Below are 18,418 nucleotides of genomic sequence, written 5' to 3'. Positions count from 1 at the left end.
GGTGGGGTCATCCGGTGGTGGGGGAGGCGGACGGTGAGGGTGTCGTGGCGGGGTCCGCCGGGCCGGTGGGTACTCCGTCGGTCGGCAGTCCGGGAGGCACGGTGAGGGTGACCATGGGTGCTCCCGGTTGCGGCACCGGTGGTGTGACCTGGCTGGCGGGCAGCTTCGGCGGGGTCGTCTCCTGGAAGTTGACCTGGTCGAAGTTGACCAGTCCGGTCTTCTCCATCTGGGTGATGTGGTCCAGGACCACGTCGTTGGCCTGGTCGGCCAGTGCGCGCACGAGGGTGTTCTTGGTGGTGGAGCGGATCTTGGCGATGGTGTTGAAGATCGAGCCGTGGGTGATGCGCAGGGTGTTGGCGAAGTCGGTGTCGAACTGCTTGCCCGTGTCCGATTGGAATGTCGCTAGGAAGCCCTGCTGCTGCGGGGTGGGCTGGTTGGGGATGGTGATGTTCAGCTCGGGGGCGATCTTCCGGCAGGAGGCGTCGAGTGCGGCGTGCCCGATGACCAGGTGTCGGCCTGCCTCGCGCACGGCCGCGGTCGTGCCCTTCTTCATGGCCAGGTCTCCGGAGGGGCCCTCCCATAGTCCGGCGGAGCGGACGAAGACGACGAAGTTGCGGTCGGCCTCGGTGAGTGGGCCCCACTGGGTGTTGGCGATCACGCGCGCCGGGTTGGTCGACACGTTCTGGACGCCGAGCATGCTCGGGTAGGCCAGGGCGGCGAGCGTGACGCTCAGGGCTCCGCCCACGAAGACGGTTCCGAGCGTGCTGCGCGAGATGGGCATCGTGCCTCCTGGGGCGGACAGCGGGTACGTCGGCAGGTACGGGTCCGCAACGGAAAGGAAACCCTTGCTCCAGGTAAAGATTGCACTATGCCAAGCTCTTGGTGGGTCCGGGAGTCATGGATGCCCGACGCCGTGACCGAAAGCGATCATCGGAGTGCTGGGGCGGGCCGGAGAAACGGCAGCCGCGAGCGGTCGGCTACGCGGTGGCCGGTGCTGTCGAGTGCAGGGCGCGCAGCGCGCTCTGGTGGCTGAGCCAGCCGACCGGTTCGCCCTTCTCCCCCTCCAGGACCGGCACGCCCGTGCCGCTCGCGGACACCAGGTGGTGCAGGGCCGTGGCCAACGGCTCGTCGGCCGTGACGGAGGCCGGCGGTTCGGCGAGTTCGCCGACCTGTGTGGGTGCTCCGTCCGGCTGCTCGGCCAACGCCTCGGCGACCGCCTGGGCGGTGACCATGCCGAGGTAGCGTCCCGAGGCGTCCCGTACCGGCAGTGCGCCATGGCCGGAGAAACTCAACAGGTCGGCCGCGTCGCCGAGCCCGACGGACGCGGACAGGGCCGAGGGCAGCGGTTCCATGACGTCGGCGACCCGCTGCCCACCGAGCCGGGCGCCGGACGCGGGGCCCTCCAGATCGATGCCGCGACGGCGCAGCTTGAGCGTGTAGATCGTGTCGTGGGACAGCAGTCGGCTGGTGGCGGTGGCCAGCACGATCGCCAGCATCAGCGGCAGGATGATCGAATACTCGCCCGTCAGCTCGAAGAGGATCACCACGGCGGTGATCGGAGCCCGGGCCGCGCCGGCGAACACGGCACCCATGCCGACCAGGGCGTACGCGCCGACCGCGCCAGCGGAATGGGGCAGCAGGTGGTGGACACCGATGCCGTACGCCGAGCCGAGCATCGCCCCGATGAACAGGCTGGGGGCGAAGACCCCGCCGGAGCCGCCGATCCCGATCGTGAGGCTGGTCGCGAGCATCTTGCCCGCCAGCAACATGAACAGGAAGCCGACTGCGTAACCGCCCTCGGTCGCGTTCTGCAGCACGGGGTAGCCGACACCGTACATCTGCGGCAGGGCCAGCAGGAGCAGGCCGAGGGCCAGCCCGCCGGCGGCCGGGCGCAGCCACTCCGGGCCGCGCCAGACCCAGTCGCAGACGTCCTCGATCAGATACAGGAACCGCGAGAAGCCCACCCCCACCACGGCGGCGCCGACGCCGAGTGCGGCGAACAGGCCGTACTGGGCGAGGTGGTCGACGTGGAAGTCGGGGAGGCTCAGGAAGGCGGCGTTGCCGAACGTGGCCCGTCCGATGACGCTCGCGGTCACGCTGGCCAGCACGGTGGCACCGAAGGCTTCAGCGGTGAAGGTGCCCAGGATCAGCTCCATGGCGAAGAACACGCCGGCCAGCGGTGCGTTGAAGGTTGCCGCGATGCCGCCCGCCGCGCCACATGCGACCAGCAGCTTCATCCGGCCCTCGGTCACCTTCGTCACGCGGCCGAGGGTGGAGCCGAGCGCCGAGCCGATCTGCACGATCGGCCCCTCCCGGCCCACCGACCCGCCCGAGCCGATGCACAGGGCCGAGGCGAGCGTCTTGACGACGGCGACCTTGGGGCTGATCCGCCCGCCGCGCTGGGCGACGGCCAGCATCACCTCGGGCACCCCGTGCCCACGCGCCTCCTTGGCGAACCGGTTCACCAGCGGCCCGTACAGCAGACCACCTACCACCGGCGCCAGGAGCACGAAGTACGGGCCCAGCCACGGCACGTGCGGATTGCTCGCACCGGGAGATGCCGCATAGTCGGCATGGCCGGAGAACAGACGGGTGAACGTCTTGATGCACCAACGGAAGACCACCGAGCCCGCCCCGGCTCCGGCGCCCACCACCACGGCAAGCGCCATCAGGCCCCAAGGGGCGCTCCGTAGTCCCGCGATCTTCGGTGTTGGCGGGAGACCCCTCGGTGCGGTGCTGGGCACGTGCTGCTCGTCCCTTGCTGCCGGAATGGCACTCATCGCTTCCCCTTTCATGCCTTTGCATTATGCAAAGGAAGTCAAGGGTGCACGTCACAGGGGTGAGCCGGGTGGTGCTCTGCCGGGGAACGCCGAGCGTGTAGCGCCGTCCTCCCTGTGGGCGGTCAGCCCGCGTCGGCGCGGGTGGGTCGGACCGTCGACCCGCACCGGAGCTGTCGGCGGCAGCTGTGTGTGGTCGCAGCGCATGGCGCGGCCTCTTCCTGGCGCTCCACTCGTGTTGTCACCTCAAAATGCCCGTCGTTCAAGGGTTAGGGGCGCATCAGGATTCCCGGTCGCCTGATGGCCTCGGGCGAGCGGCGTCAGAAGTCCGTCAAGATCGTGCGCGGTGCTGGCCGGGAGAGAGCGGCAGAGGGATTCTTGCCTCGTCGGCGCAGTGACGCGTCGCGCCCGTATGGGCGGCCTCTTCGGGCATGGGCCGCCCCTCGCTTCCGTGAGGTGGTGGATCATGCGGATCGCCCTGCGCGACCGGATCGCTCTGGCAGCCGCCCTGCTGGCTCCGTTCGTCGTCGCCCTCGCTCTGGCTCCGGTCCGCCCCCGTATGACGTCCGCGAACCTGGCGCTGATCCTCGTGGTGGTCGTCGTCGCGGTCGCCGCGCTGGGCAGCCGGACGGCCGGGGTGGTGACCGCGCTGTCGGCGGCCGCGTGGTTCGACTTCTTCCTCACCCGTCCCTACCAGCGGTTCACCATCGCCGACAGCGACGACATCATCACCACGCTCCTGCTGCTGGCGGTGGGCGTGGCCGTCTCCCAACTGGCCGCCCACGCCCGCACCCTGAAGCTGGTCACCGTCACCGACGCGGCTCATCTGGCGCGGATCCACGAGACGGCGAGCATGGTCCAGGCCGGAGCCTCGCCGTATGCCGTCGTGGACCAGGTACGGCTGCAACTCGTCGAGATCCTGGGGCTGCGCGGCTGCCGCTTCGAACACGGGACACTGCTGGGCAGGCACCCCCGTCTGGAACAGGACGGCATGCTGACCGTCGCCCGGGCCCACTGGGACCTGGACAAGGACGGCTGGCCCGATGAGGAGATCGAACTGCGCGCCTCGGTCGGAGGCCGCTACCTCGGCCGGTTCATGATGCGGCCGGAGCCCGGCACGCCGCCGCCACCGCTACAGGCGCGGCTCGTGGCCGTGAGCCTGGCCGACCATGTCGGCGCCGCGCTGGACACCGCAGGACCGGTGCTCGACCGCTGACCACCTGCACGCCCCGGCCGCCGGCAGGGTACGGCCGACGCGAGCCCGCTGTCTGTACCTGGTGCTTCATCCTGGGTCTCTCGGGCAGCCTTCGAGCCGTGCTGCGGCGTGACGATCACGACCCGTCAGGCCGTCCGACCGGCGCGAGGCACCTGCCTCATGGTCCCCGTGGGCCCCAGCCCCAGGCTCTCTGTTCCGATACCGCAGAGCGGTCGGTGGCGGGCGCGGGCTGGGCACGAAGGGCTGCCGGCGATAGTGTGCAAAGAACGCGTCAAGTGATGCGAGGTGTGCCGGGAAGTCTGGTCGGCGTGAAGGGGCCGTGTGCCCGATGTCGCCGATGTCCCGGAGGATTTGCTGCCATGGCCACTGCGCGTTGGTGCCCGCTGTTGCTGGGCGTTGTCGTCTCCCCGCGAGTGGCTGGCCGTCTCTCGCGCCTCGCGTACGGACAGAGCCGGCGGCCTGGTGCTGCCGGTCGCCGTAGCGACGGCTCGGGTACGGGGGGAACAGGTCCTTGCGCAGTGCGGATGAGCCGATACGCGACGTCCGCTTCGGTGTATCGGGCTTCCGGCTCGGCCTGGCTGCGGCCATCGGCCGGCGGGCGGGTTGCTGACTGCGTTGTTTCCGGTCGCCGGAGTCGAGTTCAAACGAGAACTCGTCCTCGGGGAACCGGCCTGCCCCAGGCCGCGCGGGGTGAGCACGGCAAGGCCACTGTTCTCCTCGTCTCTCTGGCCTCCGCCCTCCTTTCGGCGCCGCTCCTGCGCGGACACGCCCGCCTCTACCAGTGCGGGCACGAGGAGCAACACACCCACGCGGAAGCTGACGGCATACCGGATGCATACGAGCAGGTACCTCCAACCTCCCCGCGGGCGGACCGGTACGACGGGAGGCCCGGCTGATGGCCGCCGACACCTCCCTCCTGGCACCCGCGATCTTGGCTGCTGCACTGGTGATCAGAGCAGCGCTCGGCGAGCTGCAGCGCCCGGGCAGCGCCCGCGAACAGTGGGCTTTTGTCGCCAACCGCCAGGCTGTGGTCGCCGGAACGACGGTGTTGGGTGCCGTCATCCTGCTCGGTTGGAACCAGGCTGGCCTCGCTTCTCTCGCCTGGGGCCTGCTCATCGGGGCGCTCACCGCTCATCTGGTCCACGGCGGCAGGCGTCGCCCATGACCATGACTAGGACCCTGGGCCTGCGCCGTAGGTGCGGGGTGGTCTCGGGCAGTCCCGACGCGTCGTTCGGACGAGGCGTCGCGCGGCCTGTCCCGGCCACGCCACGTCGGCTGCGGACGCTGTTGCGACCTGCGCCGTACGCCTTGCCTGACCCTGTCCCGCCCACCACAGGAGCCCTCGCACCCATGAATTGGCACTGGACCGGTCTCGTCTTCTTCTCGCTCACGTTGTTCCCGGCCGGGCTGGCCCTGGTCACTGGCCGGATACCCCGTCATCTGCGGTACTGGCTGGCTCCCATGCGCCCGCGTGGCTGGGCCCTGCTCGCTCTCTACTCCGCCGCCCCCCTCAACGCGATCCCGCGCCTGGCCGACGCTCCGTCGTTGATCATCCTGGTCGCTACGGCAGCCGCAGGTGTCGTAGCTGCGGTGGGCTGCACGTACGCAGCCCTTGCCCCACGCCGAACCAGGAACGCCACCACGTGACCGGCCGGCAAAGCCTGCTGCGCCTCGCCGTCTCGCTCGTCGTCTGGTGGATGCTGATCGCCGTCATCTTCTGGTCCCTGGGTGCGATGCTCGACCAACCCGCCTCACTCGCCCAGTGCACGGCCTCGTCCGCATTTCTCGTCGCCATCGGGGAAGTCGGCGACTGGCTGCGGCGGCGTCGGCGGGCCGACCCAGCGGCATCGCTGCACGACACCAGCCGCCCGACGTGAAGACGCCGACCACGGATCCATGACGACGCCACCCACCACAGGCGTTACTGCTCGACTCCCAGGGCCCGTACGCCTGCCAGGGGCGGTCGGCTGAGTCACCGGTGACGAGGGGTGGAGTGGTGAAGCGCGCGACGACCGCCCTGCACAGCCTCCCGAGCTTGCCCGGTTCACTGTCACCAGCCCGTCAGCAGCAGGTGGTTGATGAGCAGGGCCAGCACGGCCTGTGCGGCGAGCCAGGCGCGGGGCCGGGGAAGGAACGCGCAGGCGGGGAGCAGCCACATCGCGAACGGCAGCCAGATGCGTTCCGTCTCCGCCTTGCTCATGCCGGAGAGATCGGCGACGAGGAGGGCGAGCAGAGCGGCGAACACGAGCAGGGCGAGGCGGTGTTCGGGTGCGGCAGTGCGCAAACCGCCCCGGAGGTCCCGGAGTTCGGGACGTGCGGAAGCGGTGCCCGCGCGTCGCAGCCCCGCCGCCGTCGCCGGGCCCACGAGCAGCGCGGTGCAGGCCAGGTTCGCCCACACCCAGTAGCTGTACGGCCGGGTCCCGCCGACGCCTTCGTAGTAGCGGGTGATCAACAGGTGGTACGCCTCCCACCAGTTGAAGCCCAGCAGTGTGAACACCATTGGTACGACGGCGAGTCCGGCGACGACGTACGGGAGCGGGGCGAGTCGACGGTGGCCGAGCAGCAGTGCGGCGCCCGCGATGACCGCGAACAGTGTCAGCCCGTAGGAGAGATACGCGGTGAGGCCGAGGAGGAGACCGGCGGCGAGGCCGGCCGTGCGCGGGCGGTGGCCGGTGACGGCGAGGGCGAGGAACGCGACGGACCAGGCGGCGACCGCCGCGAAGTAGCCGTCGGCGGAGGTGCCCATCCACACGGCGGCCGGGGCGAGGACGAGGTAGGGGGCGGCGCGGCGGGCGAGTTCTTCCCCGGCGAGGGCGCGCACGGTGACGAGGACCGCGGTGGCGGCGGTCGCCCCGACGGTGATGCACCAGACGCCCGCCCAGGCTCCGCCGCCCAGGCCGATCCGGTCGAGGAGGACGAAGGTGACGGTGGCAGCCGGGGGATGCCCGGCGATGTGCGCGGGCCAGGGGGCGGGGGAGTGGCTGAGGATGTGGTGGGTGAAGTCGCGCAGGGTGGCGGGGATGTCGTGGAAGCGGTCGATGACCGTGAGGTACTCGTTCGTGGTCGTCAGCCGTCCGGCGATGCCGCGCTGCCAGCCGTCGACCAGGGCCAGGGAGAACGTCCAGGCCATGGCGGTGCCCCAGGCGGTGAACAGCAGTGCCCGCCAGGGCAGTCGGGCGGCGAGTGCGGGACCGTGGGCGACGACGGCGACCGCGACGGCGAGCGCTGCCGGGGTGCCGGGGCCGACGTGCGGTTCCCACTGGGCGAAGACGGGTGGCCAGGCGACGAAGAGCGAATGGTCACGGTGTTGGACGGCGTCGCCGACGAGGACGGCCACCAGGACGAGCAGGGCGGCGGCGAGGGCTGCGGCCAGGTCGCGGACGAGGTCGCGCCGGCGGTCGCCCGGAACGTCACGGGGACGGTCGTCGGGACGGACACGGGGACGGTCGCGGAGAAGATCGCGGTTCACACCGACACGCTAGGCCGGAGGGTGGCCGATCGAGCCGCCGCCGGAGTGGACGTCAGGGTTTCGTCATGGTTTGCGAACCCGTTCGGGGGGTGTTCCCGGCCTACGGTCGGGTCATGCCACGTTCCCCCTCCTCACCTGCGTTCTGGCGCAGCCCGCTGCGCGGTCCCTGGTTCACCTCCGTGCTGGGCGTCGTGCTGCTCGCCGGGATCACGGTGCTGTTCGTGACGGGCCTGGTGTCGTACGCCGCCTACAACCCGGACCTGTCGCCGGTGAACGACCAGACCCCGGACAAGGGCCTGCTCGGCTTCTATCTCTTCTCCTGGCCGACGCACCCGTCCTGGCTGTACCGCCTCACGCAGGGCGTCCACGTCACCCTCGGCATCGCACTGATCCCCGTGCTGCTGGCCAAGCTCTGGTCGGTCGTGCCGAAGCTGTTCGCCCTGCCGCCCGCCCGCTCCCTGGCCCACGCCCTGGAACGGCTCTCGCTGCTTCTCCTCGTGGGTGGCGGCCTGTTCGAGTTCACCACCGGCGTCCTCAACGTCCAGCTGGACTACATCTTCCCCGGCTCCTTCTACCCCCTGCACTTCTACGGCGCCTGGGTCTTCTTCGCCGCATTCCTCGCGCACGCCGTCCTGAAGACCCCCCTGGCCCTGCGCAACCTGCGCCACATCCGCGACGAACAACCGCCAGGGGAAGGGGAGTTGGTGTCCCCGGTCCCCGCCGAACCCACCGTCTCGCGCCGTGGCGCCCTCGGTGTGGTGGGCGGCGGATCGCTGCTCCTGCTCGCCACGACGGCGGGCCGCAGCTTCGACGGACCCTTGCGGGAGACGGCCGTCCTCGCACCGCACGGCGGGCCCGAACCGGGCGGCGGTCCAGGCGGGTTCCAGATCAACAAGACGGCCGCCTACGCGGGCATCAGCCCGACGGAGACCGGAGCGGAAGCGTGGCGGCTGGTCGTGACCGGCCGCGACGGCCGCAGCGTACGGCTCGACCGCCCCCAGCTCCTCCAACTGGCGCTCCACAGCTCGGCGTTGCCCATTGCCTGTGTGGAGGGCTGGTCGACCTCGGACCAGTGGTGGCGGGGTGTACGACTGCGGGATCTGGCCGCGCTGGTCGGACACGACGATCCCGTGGACGTCCTCGTGGAGTCGCTGCAACGCCACGGGGCGTTCCGGCGCGCGGCCCTGCGTGCCAACCAGGTCGCCGACCCGCGTTCCCTGCTCGCCCTGTTCGTCAACGGCGAGGACCTCACCCCCGACCACGGCTACCCGGCGCGCGTCATCGTCCCCGCGGCGCCCGGCGTGCTCAACACCAAATGGGTGGCCCGGATGACGTTCGGAGACCTGTGATGCGCATTCCGTTCGGACGGCCGCCTCTCGGCAGCCCGCTGCAGATCCTTCTCCTCGCCTGCTCGTTCGCGCTCGCCGGGTACGCGGGGGTGCGGCTGCTCGCGGACGACTGGTTCGGGGTGGCGCTGTGGTTCGTGGGCGCGGCGTTGGTGCACGACCTGGTGCTGGTGCCGTTGTACGCGGGGGCGGACCGGGCCCTGGCGGGAGCACTGGGGGCGGTCGGTCGCCGGACGTGGACGCTCTACGTCCGGGTCCCGGCCATGCTGTCCGGCCTCCTGCTGCTGGTGTGGTTCCCGCTGATCAGCGGGCAGGTCGCGGACCACTACAGGTCCGCCACTGGCCTCTCCGGGGACGGATTCCTGGCCCGCTGGCTGCTGGTCACGGCGGTGCTGTTCGGGGGCTCGGCCGTGCTGCTCGTCCTGCGGTTGCGCAGGGCGAGGAAGGAGCGAGTGCCGGCCGCCCACTGACCGTCCGGGCGCCACCCCGCCCGGCGGGCGTGGCGCAGCAGGGCAGGGGTGCCCAGACGGGCCCACGGGAAGTCCGTACCCGAAGCGCCGCGCCCGTCGGCGACGTGCACCTGTACGCGTTCGTCGACATCGACCGGCGCGGTCTCGGCGATCAACAGCCCCTCCCAGGTGAGGAGTTGGGACATCCGGAGCAGCAGGTGGTGGGGGTTGCCGCCGATGCCGACGTTGCCGTCGATGAGAAGGGCGGTGTCCCAGCGGCCCTCGCCAGGGACGGGCTCGAAGACGGACCGGCGCAGCGCCTGCCCGCCCAGCCGGACGGTGTGCGCGACGGCGGCCTCGCTGACATCGATACCCAGCGCTCGCCTCCCCTGCGCGGCGAGCGCCGCCACCAGCCGCCCGGGCCCGCATCCCACGTCGAGCACGGCCCCCTCGCACCGCCCCAGTACCTCCCGGTCCGCCGCGTCGGCCTCGGCGCACCAGCGCTCGACCTCCAGGGGCAGCAGCCAGCCGTCGCTACGGCGGAGGTAGAGGGGGCCGCGGCCGGTGCGCAGAGCGTCCGTGTACGGGTCGGCGGACCAGGGGCGTGCCGTGACGTCGAGCGACGCGGAGGACAGCCGCCCGGCGGCCGGCGCCGACCACTCGCCGAGGTCGCCCTTCGGGTGACTCGTGACGCTCGACGGACGGGGGTTCATGAGGGCGGTTGCCGGTCTCCCCTTTGCCGTCGGATGCTCCGCCTCGTGCGCCGCACTCACCGGGCGACTGCCGCTGTCAGCCGCGCGAGTTCCCCGGCGAACCGCCCCTCCGGAACCTCGGCGGCGAGGAGTTCGGCGTCGTACGCCGTGTCGACGTCGCGCAGACTCGGCAGATCGCGGACGCGTAGCCCGCCGGCGGTCAGCCGGGCGCGCTGCACGGCGCCGGTGGTGGGCATCGACATCGGTACGCCGCGCAGGAGTGCGGGGTCGGGGTCGGCGAGGCCCAGGGCCCAGAAGCCGCCGTCCTCGGCCGGCCCGAAGTACGCGTCGCAGTTGGCGAAGTCGACGGTGAGGAGTTCGGGTGTCACCTGCGGGGTGTCCATGCCGATCAGCAGTGCGGGCCCGTCGCAGCCGGCGAAGGCGGCGGCCAGCCGCTCGTCGAGTCCGCCGTCGCACTGCGGTACGACGTCGAAGCCCGGCGGCAGCCAGGGACCGGGTGTTCCGGCGAGCACCAGCACCCGTCGCCGTGCGGGCGTCGCGAGCACCACGTGCAGGGTGTCGACGAGCGACGCCTCGGCGAGCGCGGCGGCCTCCTCGGGAGTGAAGGGCGGAGTCAGCCGGGTTTTCACCCGTCCCGGCAGCGGTTCCTTGGCGATGACAAGAAGAGTGGTCACAGGGAGTTCGCTCCTTGCGGTGCGGAGAAGGAGCCGGTGGTCGACACGCCCGTGGGGGCCGGGGGTTCGGCGAGGACGCGGCGCATGTCCCGCACCGCCTGCCAGGTGCCGCGCCAGGTACCGGTGACCTTGGAGGCGCCGGTGCGCGGCAGGTAGGGCACGTCGTGTTCGGCGACACGCAGTCCGGCGTCCGCGGCGCGGACGACCATCTGGAGCGGGTAGCCGCTGCGACGGTCCGTCAGGTCGAGGGCGAGCAGATCCGCGCGGCGGGCGGCACGGAGCGGGCCGAGGTCGTGCAGGCTCAGTCCGGTGCGGCGGCGCAACATTTTGGCGAGCGCGAGGTTGCCCACTCGGGCGTGCGCGGGCCAGGCGCCTCGTCCCTGCGGGCGGCGTCGCCCGAGCACCAGGTCGGCCTCGCCGTCCCGTACTTGGCGTACGAAGGGCACCAGCAGGGACGGATCGAGCGAGGCGTCGCAGTCGCAGAAGCACACGAAGTCCGCGGTGGCAGCCGTCAGCCCGGCGTGGCAGGCGGCGCCGAAACCGCGCCGCTCCTCGTGCACGACGGTGGCGCCGAGACTGCGGGCGAGTTCCGCCGAACCGTCCGTGGATCCGTTGTCCACGACGAGCGCACGCCAGCCGGCCGGGATGCGGGCGAGTACCCAGGGCAGGGCCTCGGCCTCGTTCAGACAGGGGAGGACCACGTCGACAGACGCCGGGTCCGGTTCCGTTGCGGGGAAGGTCGTCACGGCTTTCACCCTACGGGCGAGAATCCGACATATCGGGCTTCCGATCCTTACGAAACGCGGACGTCGAGACAGGAAACCGGGTGGGGAGCGCGGCCGGTGGGACGCTGGACGACATGCAGCAGCCGTACGAATCCCCAAGCGCCGTACCCGTCCTGAGCAGGCCCCGGGACACGATGCGCGTCCTCGTCGTGGACGACGACCCGACCGTCGCCGAGGTCGTCTCCGGATATCTCGACCGAGCCGGATACATCGTGGACCGCGCCGAGGACGGGCCGGAGGCTCTCGCCCGGGCCGCCGCACACTGGCCCGACCTGGTGGTGCTCGACCTGATGCTGCCGGGCATCGACGGCCTTGAAGTATGCCGCCGGCTGCGCGGGCGCGGACCCGTGCCGGTCATCATGCTCACGGCCCGCGGCGACGAGGACGACCGCATCCTGGGCCTGGAGGTCGGCGCCGACGACTACGTCACCAAGCCGTTCAGCCCGCGCGAACTGGTCCTGCGCGTGGAGTCGGTGCTACGGCGAACTCGGCCCGCGACCGCCGCACGCACCCTGCGATCGACCGGGCTCACCGCCGACCCAGCCGGCCGCCGCGCCACCAAGAACGGTACCGAACTCACCCTTACAGTAAGGGAGTTCGACCTTCTCACCTTCTTCCTGCGACACCCCGGGCGGGTGTTCAGCCGGGAGGACCTCATGCGGGAGGTGTGGGGGTGGGACTTCGGTGACCTCTCGACCGTCACGGTGCATGTGCGGCGTCTGCGAGCCAAGGTCGAGGACGATCCCGGGCGGCCCCGGCTGATCCAGACGGTGTGGGGCGTCGGGTACCGCTTCGAGTCCACCGGCACGGTCGGCACCGGGGAGGGCTGATCATGCGCGACATATCACTCATCGCTCTGTTCGCCTTTCTCGGTGCTGCCGGTGCCGGGGTGCTGGGTGCGGGCGCGTTGTGGCTGCTGCGCCGGCGTTCGCTCACCGCGTCCGTGTCCGTGGTCGCCGCCGTCGCCGTGACCGCGATGCTCGCCGGCACACTGGCCGTGGCACAGGCGATGTTCCTCTCCTCGCACGATCTGGCCGTCGTCACCACCGTCGTCGCCATGGCGGCCGTGGTCTCCCTGGCCACGGCCCTGCTGCTCGGCCAGTGGGTCGTCGCCCGCAGCCGTGAACTCGCCCTTGCCGCCCGCGATTTCGGCGACGACGGCGACTTCTCGGCCCCAGGCCGTCCGACGACTGCCGAACTGGCCGCCCTGAGCCGGGAGTTGGCCGCCACCAGCGCCAAGCTCGCCGAATCCCGCGACCGCGAACGGGCGTTGGAGTCCTCGCGCCGTGAACTCGTCGCCTGGATCTCGCACGATCTGCGGACCCCGCTGGCCGGTCTGCGCGCGATGTCCGAGGCCCTGGAGGACGGCGTCGCCGCCGACCCCGCTCGCTACCTGCGCCAGATCCGCACCGAGGTGGAACGCCTCAACGGCATGGTCGGCGACCTCTTCGAACTCTCCCGCATCCACGCCGGGACGCTCACTCTCTCCCCTTCACGGATGTCCCTGTACGACCTGATCGGCGATGCCCTCGCGGGTGCCGATCCGCTCGCACGTGAGCACGGTGTACGGCTGGTCGGCGACTGGATCGAACCGGTGCCGGTCGAGGTGGACGGCAAGGAGATGAGCCGGGTGCTGGGGAACCTGTTGGTCAACGCGATCCGGCGGACACCGGCCGACGGCACGGTCGCCGTCGCCGCCGAGCGGTCCACCGACGGGGTTGTCCTGTCCGTAACAGACGGCTGCGGCGGTATCCCGGAGGAGGATCTGCCGCGCGTCTTCGACACCGGGTGGCGCGGCACCCATGCGCGCACTCCGCCGGCCGGTGCCGGTCTTGGCCTCGCGATCGTGCGCGGCATCGTGGAGGCCCACCAGGGCCGCGCCGCCGTACGGAACGTGTCCGGCGGCTGCCGCTTCGAGGTGACGCTGCCCATGGCCGAGGCGTGAACGCCGGAGACGTCCTCGGCCGACTACTGCTCCCCGCGCAGCTTCGACGTCGCGAACTCGCGCATCCCCTCCGTGAATTCGACCTCGGCCTTCCAGCCCAGCTCGGCCCGTAGCCGGGACGAGTCCGCCGTGATGTGGCGGACGTCCCCGAGCCGGTACTCCCCGGTCACCACGGGGGCGGGCCCGCCGTACGCGGCGGCCAGCGCGTGCGCCATCTCGCCGACCGTGTGGGGGTCCCCGCTGCCGGTGTTGTACGCGGTCAGCGCCCCCTCCTGAGGCTCGGACTCAAGAGCCGCCACGTTGGCCGCGGCCACATCCCGGACGTGTACGAAGTCCCGCCGCTGGCCGCCGTCCTCGAAGACGCGGGGAGATTCACCGCGCGCCAGCGCGGAGCGGAAGAAGGAGGCGACCCCCGCGTACGGGGTGTCGCGCGGCATCCGCGGGCCGTACACGTTGTGGTAGCGCAGCGACACCGCCGAACCGCCGGTGGAGCGCGCCCACGCGGCTGCCAGATGCTCCTGGGCCAGCTTGGTCGTCGCGTACACGTTCCGGGGGTCGACCGGAGCGTCCTCACCCACCAGCCCCGACGCCAACTCCGCACCGCAGTCCGGACACCGGGGCTCGAAACGCCCCGCGTCCAGATCGCCCACGGACCGGGGCCCGGGCCGTACCGGTCCGTGCTCCTCGCAGGCGTAGGCGCCCTCGCCGTAGACGACCATGGACCCGGCGAGCACGAGCCGCCGTAGGCCCGCGTCGGCCATGGCGGTGAGCAGCACCGCCGTACCGAGGTCGTTGTGCGAGACGTAGTCGGCCGCGTCGCCGAACCTCGTGCCCAGTCCCACCATCGCCGCCTGGTGACACACCGCGTCCACATCCGGCAGCGCGGACGCGACCGCCTGGGGATTGCGCACGTCGTGACCGTCGCGCAGGTCGAAGACGACGGCTTCGTGGCCGCGTGCGGTCAGTGCCTCGACGACATGGGACCCGATGAACCCGGCACCGCCGGTGACCAGTACTCGCATACACCCGACGCTAGGACCGCGACCCCGCCACGCGGCAGCACCACGCCCGTCATGTCACCGGTCCGTAAGACCTGATCAGAACCTCGGCAGTGCCGCCCGAGACGCCATGGCCCGTCAGCCGGGCACAGGCGTGGCCCAGTTCTGCTCACTTGGGCGGCAGACCGGCGGCGAAGGCGTGTCCCTCGTCGACCCACCGGCCGAGCGCGTCGTCCTCGGCCAGGACCGAGGAGTCGACCAGGATCCAGCCGCGCATCGGGCGGCCCGTCATGTCGAAAACGCGGGTGCCGGGCCGGGCCAGAGCCGTGTCGGTGTGCTCGGGCCCGACGCGCACCATGAGGTCGTCACCGCTGACGCCCACCGCCATGTTCCCCCGGTACAGGAAGGCGATCCCGCCGAACATCCGCTTCTCGGTGACGCCCGGACGCGGGCCCAGCCGGTCGCGTACGCGCTCGGCCAGCCCTTCGTCGTATGCCATGGGTCTCTCTCATTCCGTGCCGGTGAGCCTGAGTCCCAGGTCGCGCAGGTCCTTGCCGATTGACGTGCGGACCTGGCGGGCCATGAGGGGAGCGGCCATCCGGTAGAAGCCGCCCCCGCCGCCCTGGACGCGGATACGGGCCGTCGTCCCGGCGGGGTGCGGGTCGAAGGTGTAGGTGACGTGCATGGGCATCGGCCCCGCCACCGACACCATGTCCAGCAGCCGAGGCGGTTCGTGTGCGGCGACGCGCAGGACATAGTCGATGCGTCGGCCCAGAAAGTACGCCGTACGGGTGATCTCGGCCCCCACACCGAAACCACCGCTGTCGGCTTCCCGCGTCAGCTCCGCGCTGCGGATGCCCTGCGTCCATTCGTCGTCGTGGCGCCAGTCCATGGCGTACGTCGCCACCTGCTCCGGCGGAACGGGAATCACCCGTTGCGCGGACACGTCGATGGCCATCGCACCGCCGCCTTGTCGTCCTGCCCGGTGCCCGTCGCGGCCGGGGCCGAGTCCAGGATGCTCGCGATGGACGGCGGGCGCACGGTGTACGACCGGGCGCCGTGCGCAGGCGTCGGGTGCCGGTGCGTCGCAGAGGGACGGGCCGGGATCCGTGCGAGACGCTGTCGCCGAGCCGCGGCTCGGACCGGATGGGGGACTCGCCCCGGCGGTCCCGCGTGAAGGAGCCTCCATGACCCAGTCACCGCCCGCCCCCGACCAGCTCGACGACCCGTACCGCTTCGACGACCTGCGCGCCCTGTTCGTCAACTGCACACTCAAGCCGTCGCCGCAGCAGAGCCACACCGAGGGACTGATCGACAAGAGCCGGGCGATCATGGACGCGCACGGCGTCACCACGGACGTCGTACGCGCCGTCGACCACGACATCGCGCCGGGCGTCTACCCGGACATGACCGAGCACGGCTTCGCCACCGACGCGTGGCCGGCGTTGTACGAGCAGGTGATGGCCGCCGACATCCTGGTGCTGGCCGGGCCGATCTGGCTGGGCGACAACAGCTCGGTCATGAAGAAGGTCATCGAGCGGCTCTACGGCGGTTCGGGACTGCTCAACTCCGCGGGCCAGTACGCCTATTACGGGCGCGTCGGCGGCTGCCTGATCACCGGCAACGAGGACGGTGTGAAGCACTGCGCGATGAACATCCTCTACAGCCTCCAGCACCTCGGCTACACCATCCCGCCGCAGGCCGACGCGGGCTGGATCGGCCCGGCGGGACCCGGACCCTCGTACCTCGACCCCGGCTCCGGCGGTCCGGAGAACGACTTCACCAACCGCAACACCACGTTCATGGCCTGGAACCTGATGCACCTGGCCGCCATGCTCAAACGCGCAGGCGGCATCCCGGCACACGGCAACCAGCGCTCCGAATGGGACGCCGGCTGCCGCCTCGACGCGGCCAACCCCGACTATCGCTGAGGCGTGCGCCGCAGCAGGATGTTCATCGCCGTCAAGGTGAGCACGGGTTCGCCCTGCTGGTTGACCACCTCGATGGCGGTGTGCACGATGCCGCGGTCCGGCTTGGTCCGCGAGGCACGGGCCTCCTGGATCGTCGTATGGATCGAGAGGCTGTCGCCGGGCTTGACCGGGCGGACCCAGCGCAGTTCGTCGATGCCGGGAGAGGCGAGGCTCGCGACCTTGCTGACGTAGTGGTCGGCGTACAGGCGCATCATGACGGCGCAGGTGTGCCAGCCGCTGGCGATCAGCCCCTTGAAGGGACCCTGTTCGGCGGCCTCGGGGTCGGTGTGGATGCTCTGCGGATCGAACTCGCCGGCGAACCGCAGGATGTCCTGCTCGGTCATGGTGATGCTGCCGTAGACGTACACCGAGCCCGGGATGTAGTCCTCGAAAAAGCGGTCCTGGATCGGGGCGCCGAAGTCCGCTTCGCTCAGCGTCGTGGTGGCAGTGGTCGTCATGGGCGGCACGATAGCCGCGGGCGATGGCCGGCGGGTACGGCCGACTGCCGCTCGGAGGCCCGGACCCCGAACCGGGCCCCACGAAATGAAGTAGGCGAAGCGGTCCTCCTGGAGTGATCGTGAGACATACCCGCCGGTGGCCGGCACGGTCGGTGCGTGCCGCAGGATCTCCCTGCAACTCCTGCCCACGCGCGCGGAGTTGTTACGGGAAACTGACGTGACGGCCGAATCCCTACGGCTCACTCACCCCATGGGCAACTCTGGTCCCTGTTCTCCACCGACCCCGCGGTGGCGGCGAAGGCCCGAGGAGTGGCGTATGAGCAGGCACATCAGGCGAAGGTCACCGTTACAGATCAGGCTGACGATCGCCGGAGCGGGAATTCTCGCCGCAGCGGCGGTCGTGACGGCGGTGACCGTCGCCTCGGCGGGGGAGCCCTCGCGCGGGCACGACGTCGTGAAGAAGGCCGAGGCCGGGGCCGACCACGTGGTCTTCGTGCAGGGCAACGAACTCGCCGGCAACACGATCCACGTCTTCAAGCGCGCCCAGGACGGCACGTTGAGCGCCGCCGGGACATACGCGACCGGCGGCAAGGGCGGCGACCAGGTCGACGCGCCCACCGACTCGCTCGCCTCCCAGGGCTCACTCGTCTACGATGACCGGTCCCGGCTGCTCCTCGCGGTCAACGCGGGCAGCAACACCGTGACGTCGTTCCGGGTCGAGGGCCAGAAACTGACGGGTCGTCAAGTGATGGGCTCCGGCGGTGACTTCCCCGCCTCGATCGCGGTCTCGGGGCGCATCGCCTACGTCATGAACGCGGGCGGCGCGGGCAGCGTCCAGGGGTTCCGCCTCACGGCCAAGGGACTGGCACCGCTGAGTGACACACGCCGTTCGCTCGGGCTGGACAACAAGAAGGTGCCGCTGTTCAGCAGTTCACCCGGCCAGGTCGCGTTCACCCCCGGCGGCCGTGAGCTGGTCGTCACCACCAAGTCCGCCAACACCCTTGAGGTCTTCCCGATGACCCGGGCGGGACGGCCCGCGCGGAAGGCGAAGGTCAACGACTCGGCCGGTGCCGTGCCGTTCGCGATCACCTTCGACAAGGCCGGCCGGATGCTGGTGGCCGAGGCCAAGGACTCGACGGTCAGCACGTACAAGGTGCGCGCCGACGGCACCCTCAAGGTCGTCCAGAAGAGCCTGCCCAACGGCCAGGACACGCTGTGCTGGCTGGAGCGCGCCGGCGACTTCTTCTACGGCGGCAACACCGGCAACTCGACCGTCACCGGCTACCGCACGGACCGCCACGGCAAGTTGGCGCTCACCAACGACGTCGGCGTCGCCACCCCGCCGTCCGCCAAGTCCCAGGGCGTCATCGACCTGGCGGTGACCAAGGACCAGAAGTTCCTGTACGTGCAGAACGCGACGTCCGGCACCGTCGACGGCTTCCGCATCGGCCGCGACGGCTCCCTGACCAAGGTCGGCACGACCACGGGACTGCCTCCCTTTGCCGAGTCCGGCATGGAGGGCATCGCTGCGGTGTAAAGAAGCGGCCACCGCGGCCAGGGCGCCGCGGACATCACATGTCCGGGGCGCCGGGCTTTGGCGGTGGCAACTGGGCCCATA

General features: G+C 71.0%; 19 protein-coding genes. 9 read left to right on the top strand and 10 right to left on the bottom strand.

The window, feature by feature from the left end; all coding sequences use genetic code 11:
- Window positions 1-7: 7 nt before the first annotated feature.
- Window positions 8-781 (bottom strand): DUF4142 domain-containing protein, encoded by a 774-nt coding sequence (locus tag OG714_RS12215; protein WP_406120424.1) that lies wholly within the window; start codon window positions 779-781, stop codon window positions 8-10.
- Window positions 782-977: 196 nt separating this feature from the next.
- Window positions 978-2,669, bottom strand: coding sequence for a chloride channel protein (locus OG714_RS12210; protein WP_406131795.1), 1,692 nt, complete (start codon window positions 2,667-2,669; stop codon window positions 978-980).
- A 574-nt stretch (window positions 2,670-3,243) separates the two neighbouring features.
- Between OG714_RS12210 and OG714_RS12205 the strand changes: the two genes are divergently transcribed.
- The 4 genes from OG714_RS12205 (at window position 3,244) to OG714_RS12190 (ending at window position 5,870) form a co-directional block, all read left to right on the top strand.
- Window positions 3,244-3,993 carry a DUF4118 domain-containing protein gene (locus OG714_RS12205; RefSeq protein WP_406120422.1) on the top strand — a complete coding sequence of 250 codons (750 nt, stop codon included), beginning with the start codon at window positions 3,244-3,246 and terminating at the stop codon, window positions 3,991-3,993.
- 895 nt (window positions 3,994-4,888) lie between these two features.
- Window positions 4,889-5,158 (top strand): hypothetical protein, encoded by a 270-nt coding sequence (locus OG714_RS12200; protein WP_406120420.1) that lies wholly within the window; start codon window positions 4,889-4,891, stop codon window positions 5,156-5,158.
- 185 nt (window positions 5,159-5,343) lie between these two features.
- Window positions 5,344-5,640, top strand: a complete 297-nt coding sequence (locus OG714_RS12195) for a hypothetical protein (RefSeq protein ID WP_406120418.1) — start codon at window positions 5,344-5,346, stop codon at window positions 5,638-5,640.
- Window positions 5,637-5,870: a hypothetical protein gene (locus OG714_RS12190; protein ID WP_406120416.1), complete on the top strand. Its 234-nt coding sequence runs from the start codon at window positions 5,637-5,639 to the stop codon at window positions 5,868-5,870. Before OG714_RS12195 ends, OG714_RS12190 begins: the two co-directional genes overlap by 4 nt.
- A 173-nt stretch (window positions 5,871-6,043) precedes the next feature.
- Here OG714_RS12190 and OG714_RS12185 read toward each other — a convergent pair whose 3' ends face one another.
- Window positions 6,044-7,462 (bottom strand): hypothetical protein, encoded by a 1,419-nt coding sequence (locus OG714_RS12185; RefSeq protein WP_406120414.1) that lies wholly within the window; start codon window positions 7,460-7,462, stop codon window positions 6,044-6,046.
- 113 nt (window positions 7,463-7,575) lie between these two features.
- Here OG714_RS12185 and OG714_RS12180 point away from each other — a divergent pair, with 113 nt between their 5' ends.
- A complete protein-coding gene (locus OG714_RS12180; protein WP_406120412.1) occupies window positions 7,576-8,811 on the top strand; it encodes a molybdopterin-dependent oxidoreductase in 1,236 nt (411 codons plus the stop codon).
- A gap of 322 nt (window positions 8,812-9,133) precedes the next feature.
- On the opposite strand, the gene OG714_RS12175 is transcribed toward OG714_RS12180, so the two are convergent.
- The 3 genes from OG714_RS12175 to OG714_RS12165 are packed head-to-tail and all read right to left on the bottom strand — an operon-like array spanning window position 9,134 to window position 11,399.
- On the bottom strand, window positions 9,134-9,970 hold the full coding sequence (locus OG714_RS12175) for a class I SAM-dependent methyltransferase (RefSeq protein WP_406120410.1): 837 nt from the start codon (window positions 9,968-9,970) through the stop codon (window positions 9,134-9,136).
- A gap of 56 nt (window positions 9,971-10,026) precedes the next feature.
- Window positions 10,027-10,644, bottom strand: coding sequence for a DUF2064 domain-containing protein (locus tag OG714_RS12170; RefSeq protein ID WP_406120408.1), 618 nt, complete (start codon window positions 10,642-10,644; stop codon window positions 10,027-10,029).
- Window positions 10,641-11,399, bottom strand: coding sequence for a glycosyltransferase family 2 protein (locus OG714_RS12165; protein WP_406120406.1), 759 nt, complete (start codon window positions 11,397-11,399; stop codon window positions 10,641-10,643). The genes OG714_RS12170 and OG714_RS12165 overlap by 4 nt, the downstream gene beginning before the upstream one ends.
- Window positions 11,400-11,503: 104 nt before the next feature.
- Here OG714_RS12165 and OG714_RS12160 point away from each other — a divergent pair, with 104 nt between their 5' ends.
- Window positions 11,504-12,259, top strand: coding sequence for a response regulator transcription factor (locus tag OG714_RS12160; RefSeq protein WP_406120404.1), 756 nt, complete (start codon window positions 11,504-11,506; stop codon window positions 12,257-12,259).
- A gap of 2 nt (window positions 12,260-12,261) precedes the next feature.
- The gene (locus OG714_RS12155; RefSeq protein ID WP_406120402.1) at window positions 12,262-13,374 is read left to right on the top strand and encodes a sensor histidine kinase; all 1,113 of its coding nucleotides are present in this window, start codon (window positions 12,262-12,264) and stop codon (window positions 13,372-13,374) included.
- Window positions 13,375-13,397: 23 nt separating this feature from the next.
- Here OG714_RS12155 and OG714_RS12150 read toward each other — a convergent pair whose 3' ends face one another.
- From OG714_RS12150 to OG714_RS12140, 3 genes are all read right to left on the bottom strand, one after another.
- Complete coding sequence (locus tag OG714_RS12150) at window positions 13,398-14,396, bottom strand: NAD-dependent epimerase/dehydratase family protein (protein ID WP_406120400.1); 999 nt, start codon at window positions 14,394-14,396, stop codon at window positions 13,398-13,400.
- 145 nt (window positions 14,397-14,541) lie between these two features.
- Entirely contained in the window at window positions 14,542-14,871 is a 330-nt protein-coding gene (locus tag OG714_RS12145) for a TfoX/Sxy family protein (RefSeq protein WP_406120398.1), read from the bottom strand.
- A 9-nt stretch (window positions 14,872-14,880) separates the two neighbouring features.
- Complete coding sequence (locus tag OG714_RS12140) at window positions 14,881-15,330, bottom strand: SRPBCC family protein (RefSeq protein ID WP_406120396.1); 450 nt, start codon at window positions 15,328-15,330, stop codon at window positions 14,881-14,883.
- 229 nt (window positions 15,331-15,559) lie between these two features.
- Between OG714_RS12140 and OG714_RS12135 the strand changes: the two genes are divergently transcribed.
- Complete coding sequence (locus OG714_RS12135; protein WP_406120394.1) at window positions 15,560-16,303, top strand: flavodoxin family protein; 744 nt, start codon at window positions 15,560-15,562, stop codon at window positions 16,301-16,303.
- Here OG714_RS12135 and OG714_RS12130 read toward each other — a convergent pair.
- Window positions 16,294-16,800 carry a MaoC family dehydratase gene (locus OG714_RS12130; protein WP_406120392.1) on the bottom strand — a complete coding sequence of 169 codons (507 nt, stop codon included), beginning with the start codon at window positions 16,798-16,800 and terminating at the stop codon, window positions 16,294-16,296. The genes OG714_RS12135 and OG714_RS12130 overlap by 10 nt on opposite strands.
- A 316-nt stretch (window positions 16,801-17,116) precedes the next feature.
- Here OG714_RS12130 and OG714_RS12125 point away from each other — a divergent pair, with 316 nt between their 5' ends.
- Window positions 17,117-18,337: a lactonase family protein gene (locus OG714_RS12125; protein WP_406120390.1), complete on the top strand. Its 1,221-nt coding sequence runs from the start codon at window positions 17,117-17,119 to the stop codon at window positions 18,335-18,337.
- The last annotated feature ends 81 nt before the right edge of the window (window positions 18,338-18,418 follow it).

The sequence above is a fragment of the Streptomyces sp. NBC_00989 genome, assembly GCF_045162655.1.
In the GTDB taxonomy this organism is placed as follows: Bacteria; Actinomycetota; Actinomycetes; order Streptomycetales; family Streptomycetaceae; genus Streptomyces.
This window is presented reverse-complemented; position numbering and strand designations above follow the sequence as displayed.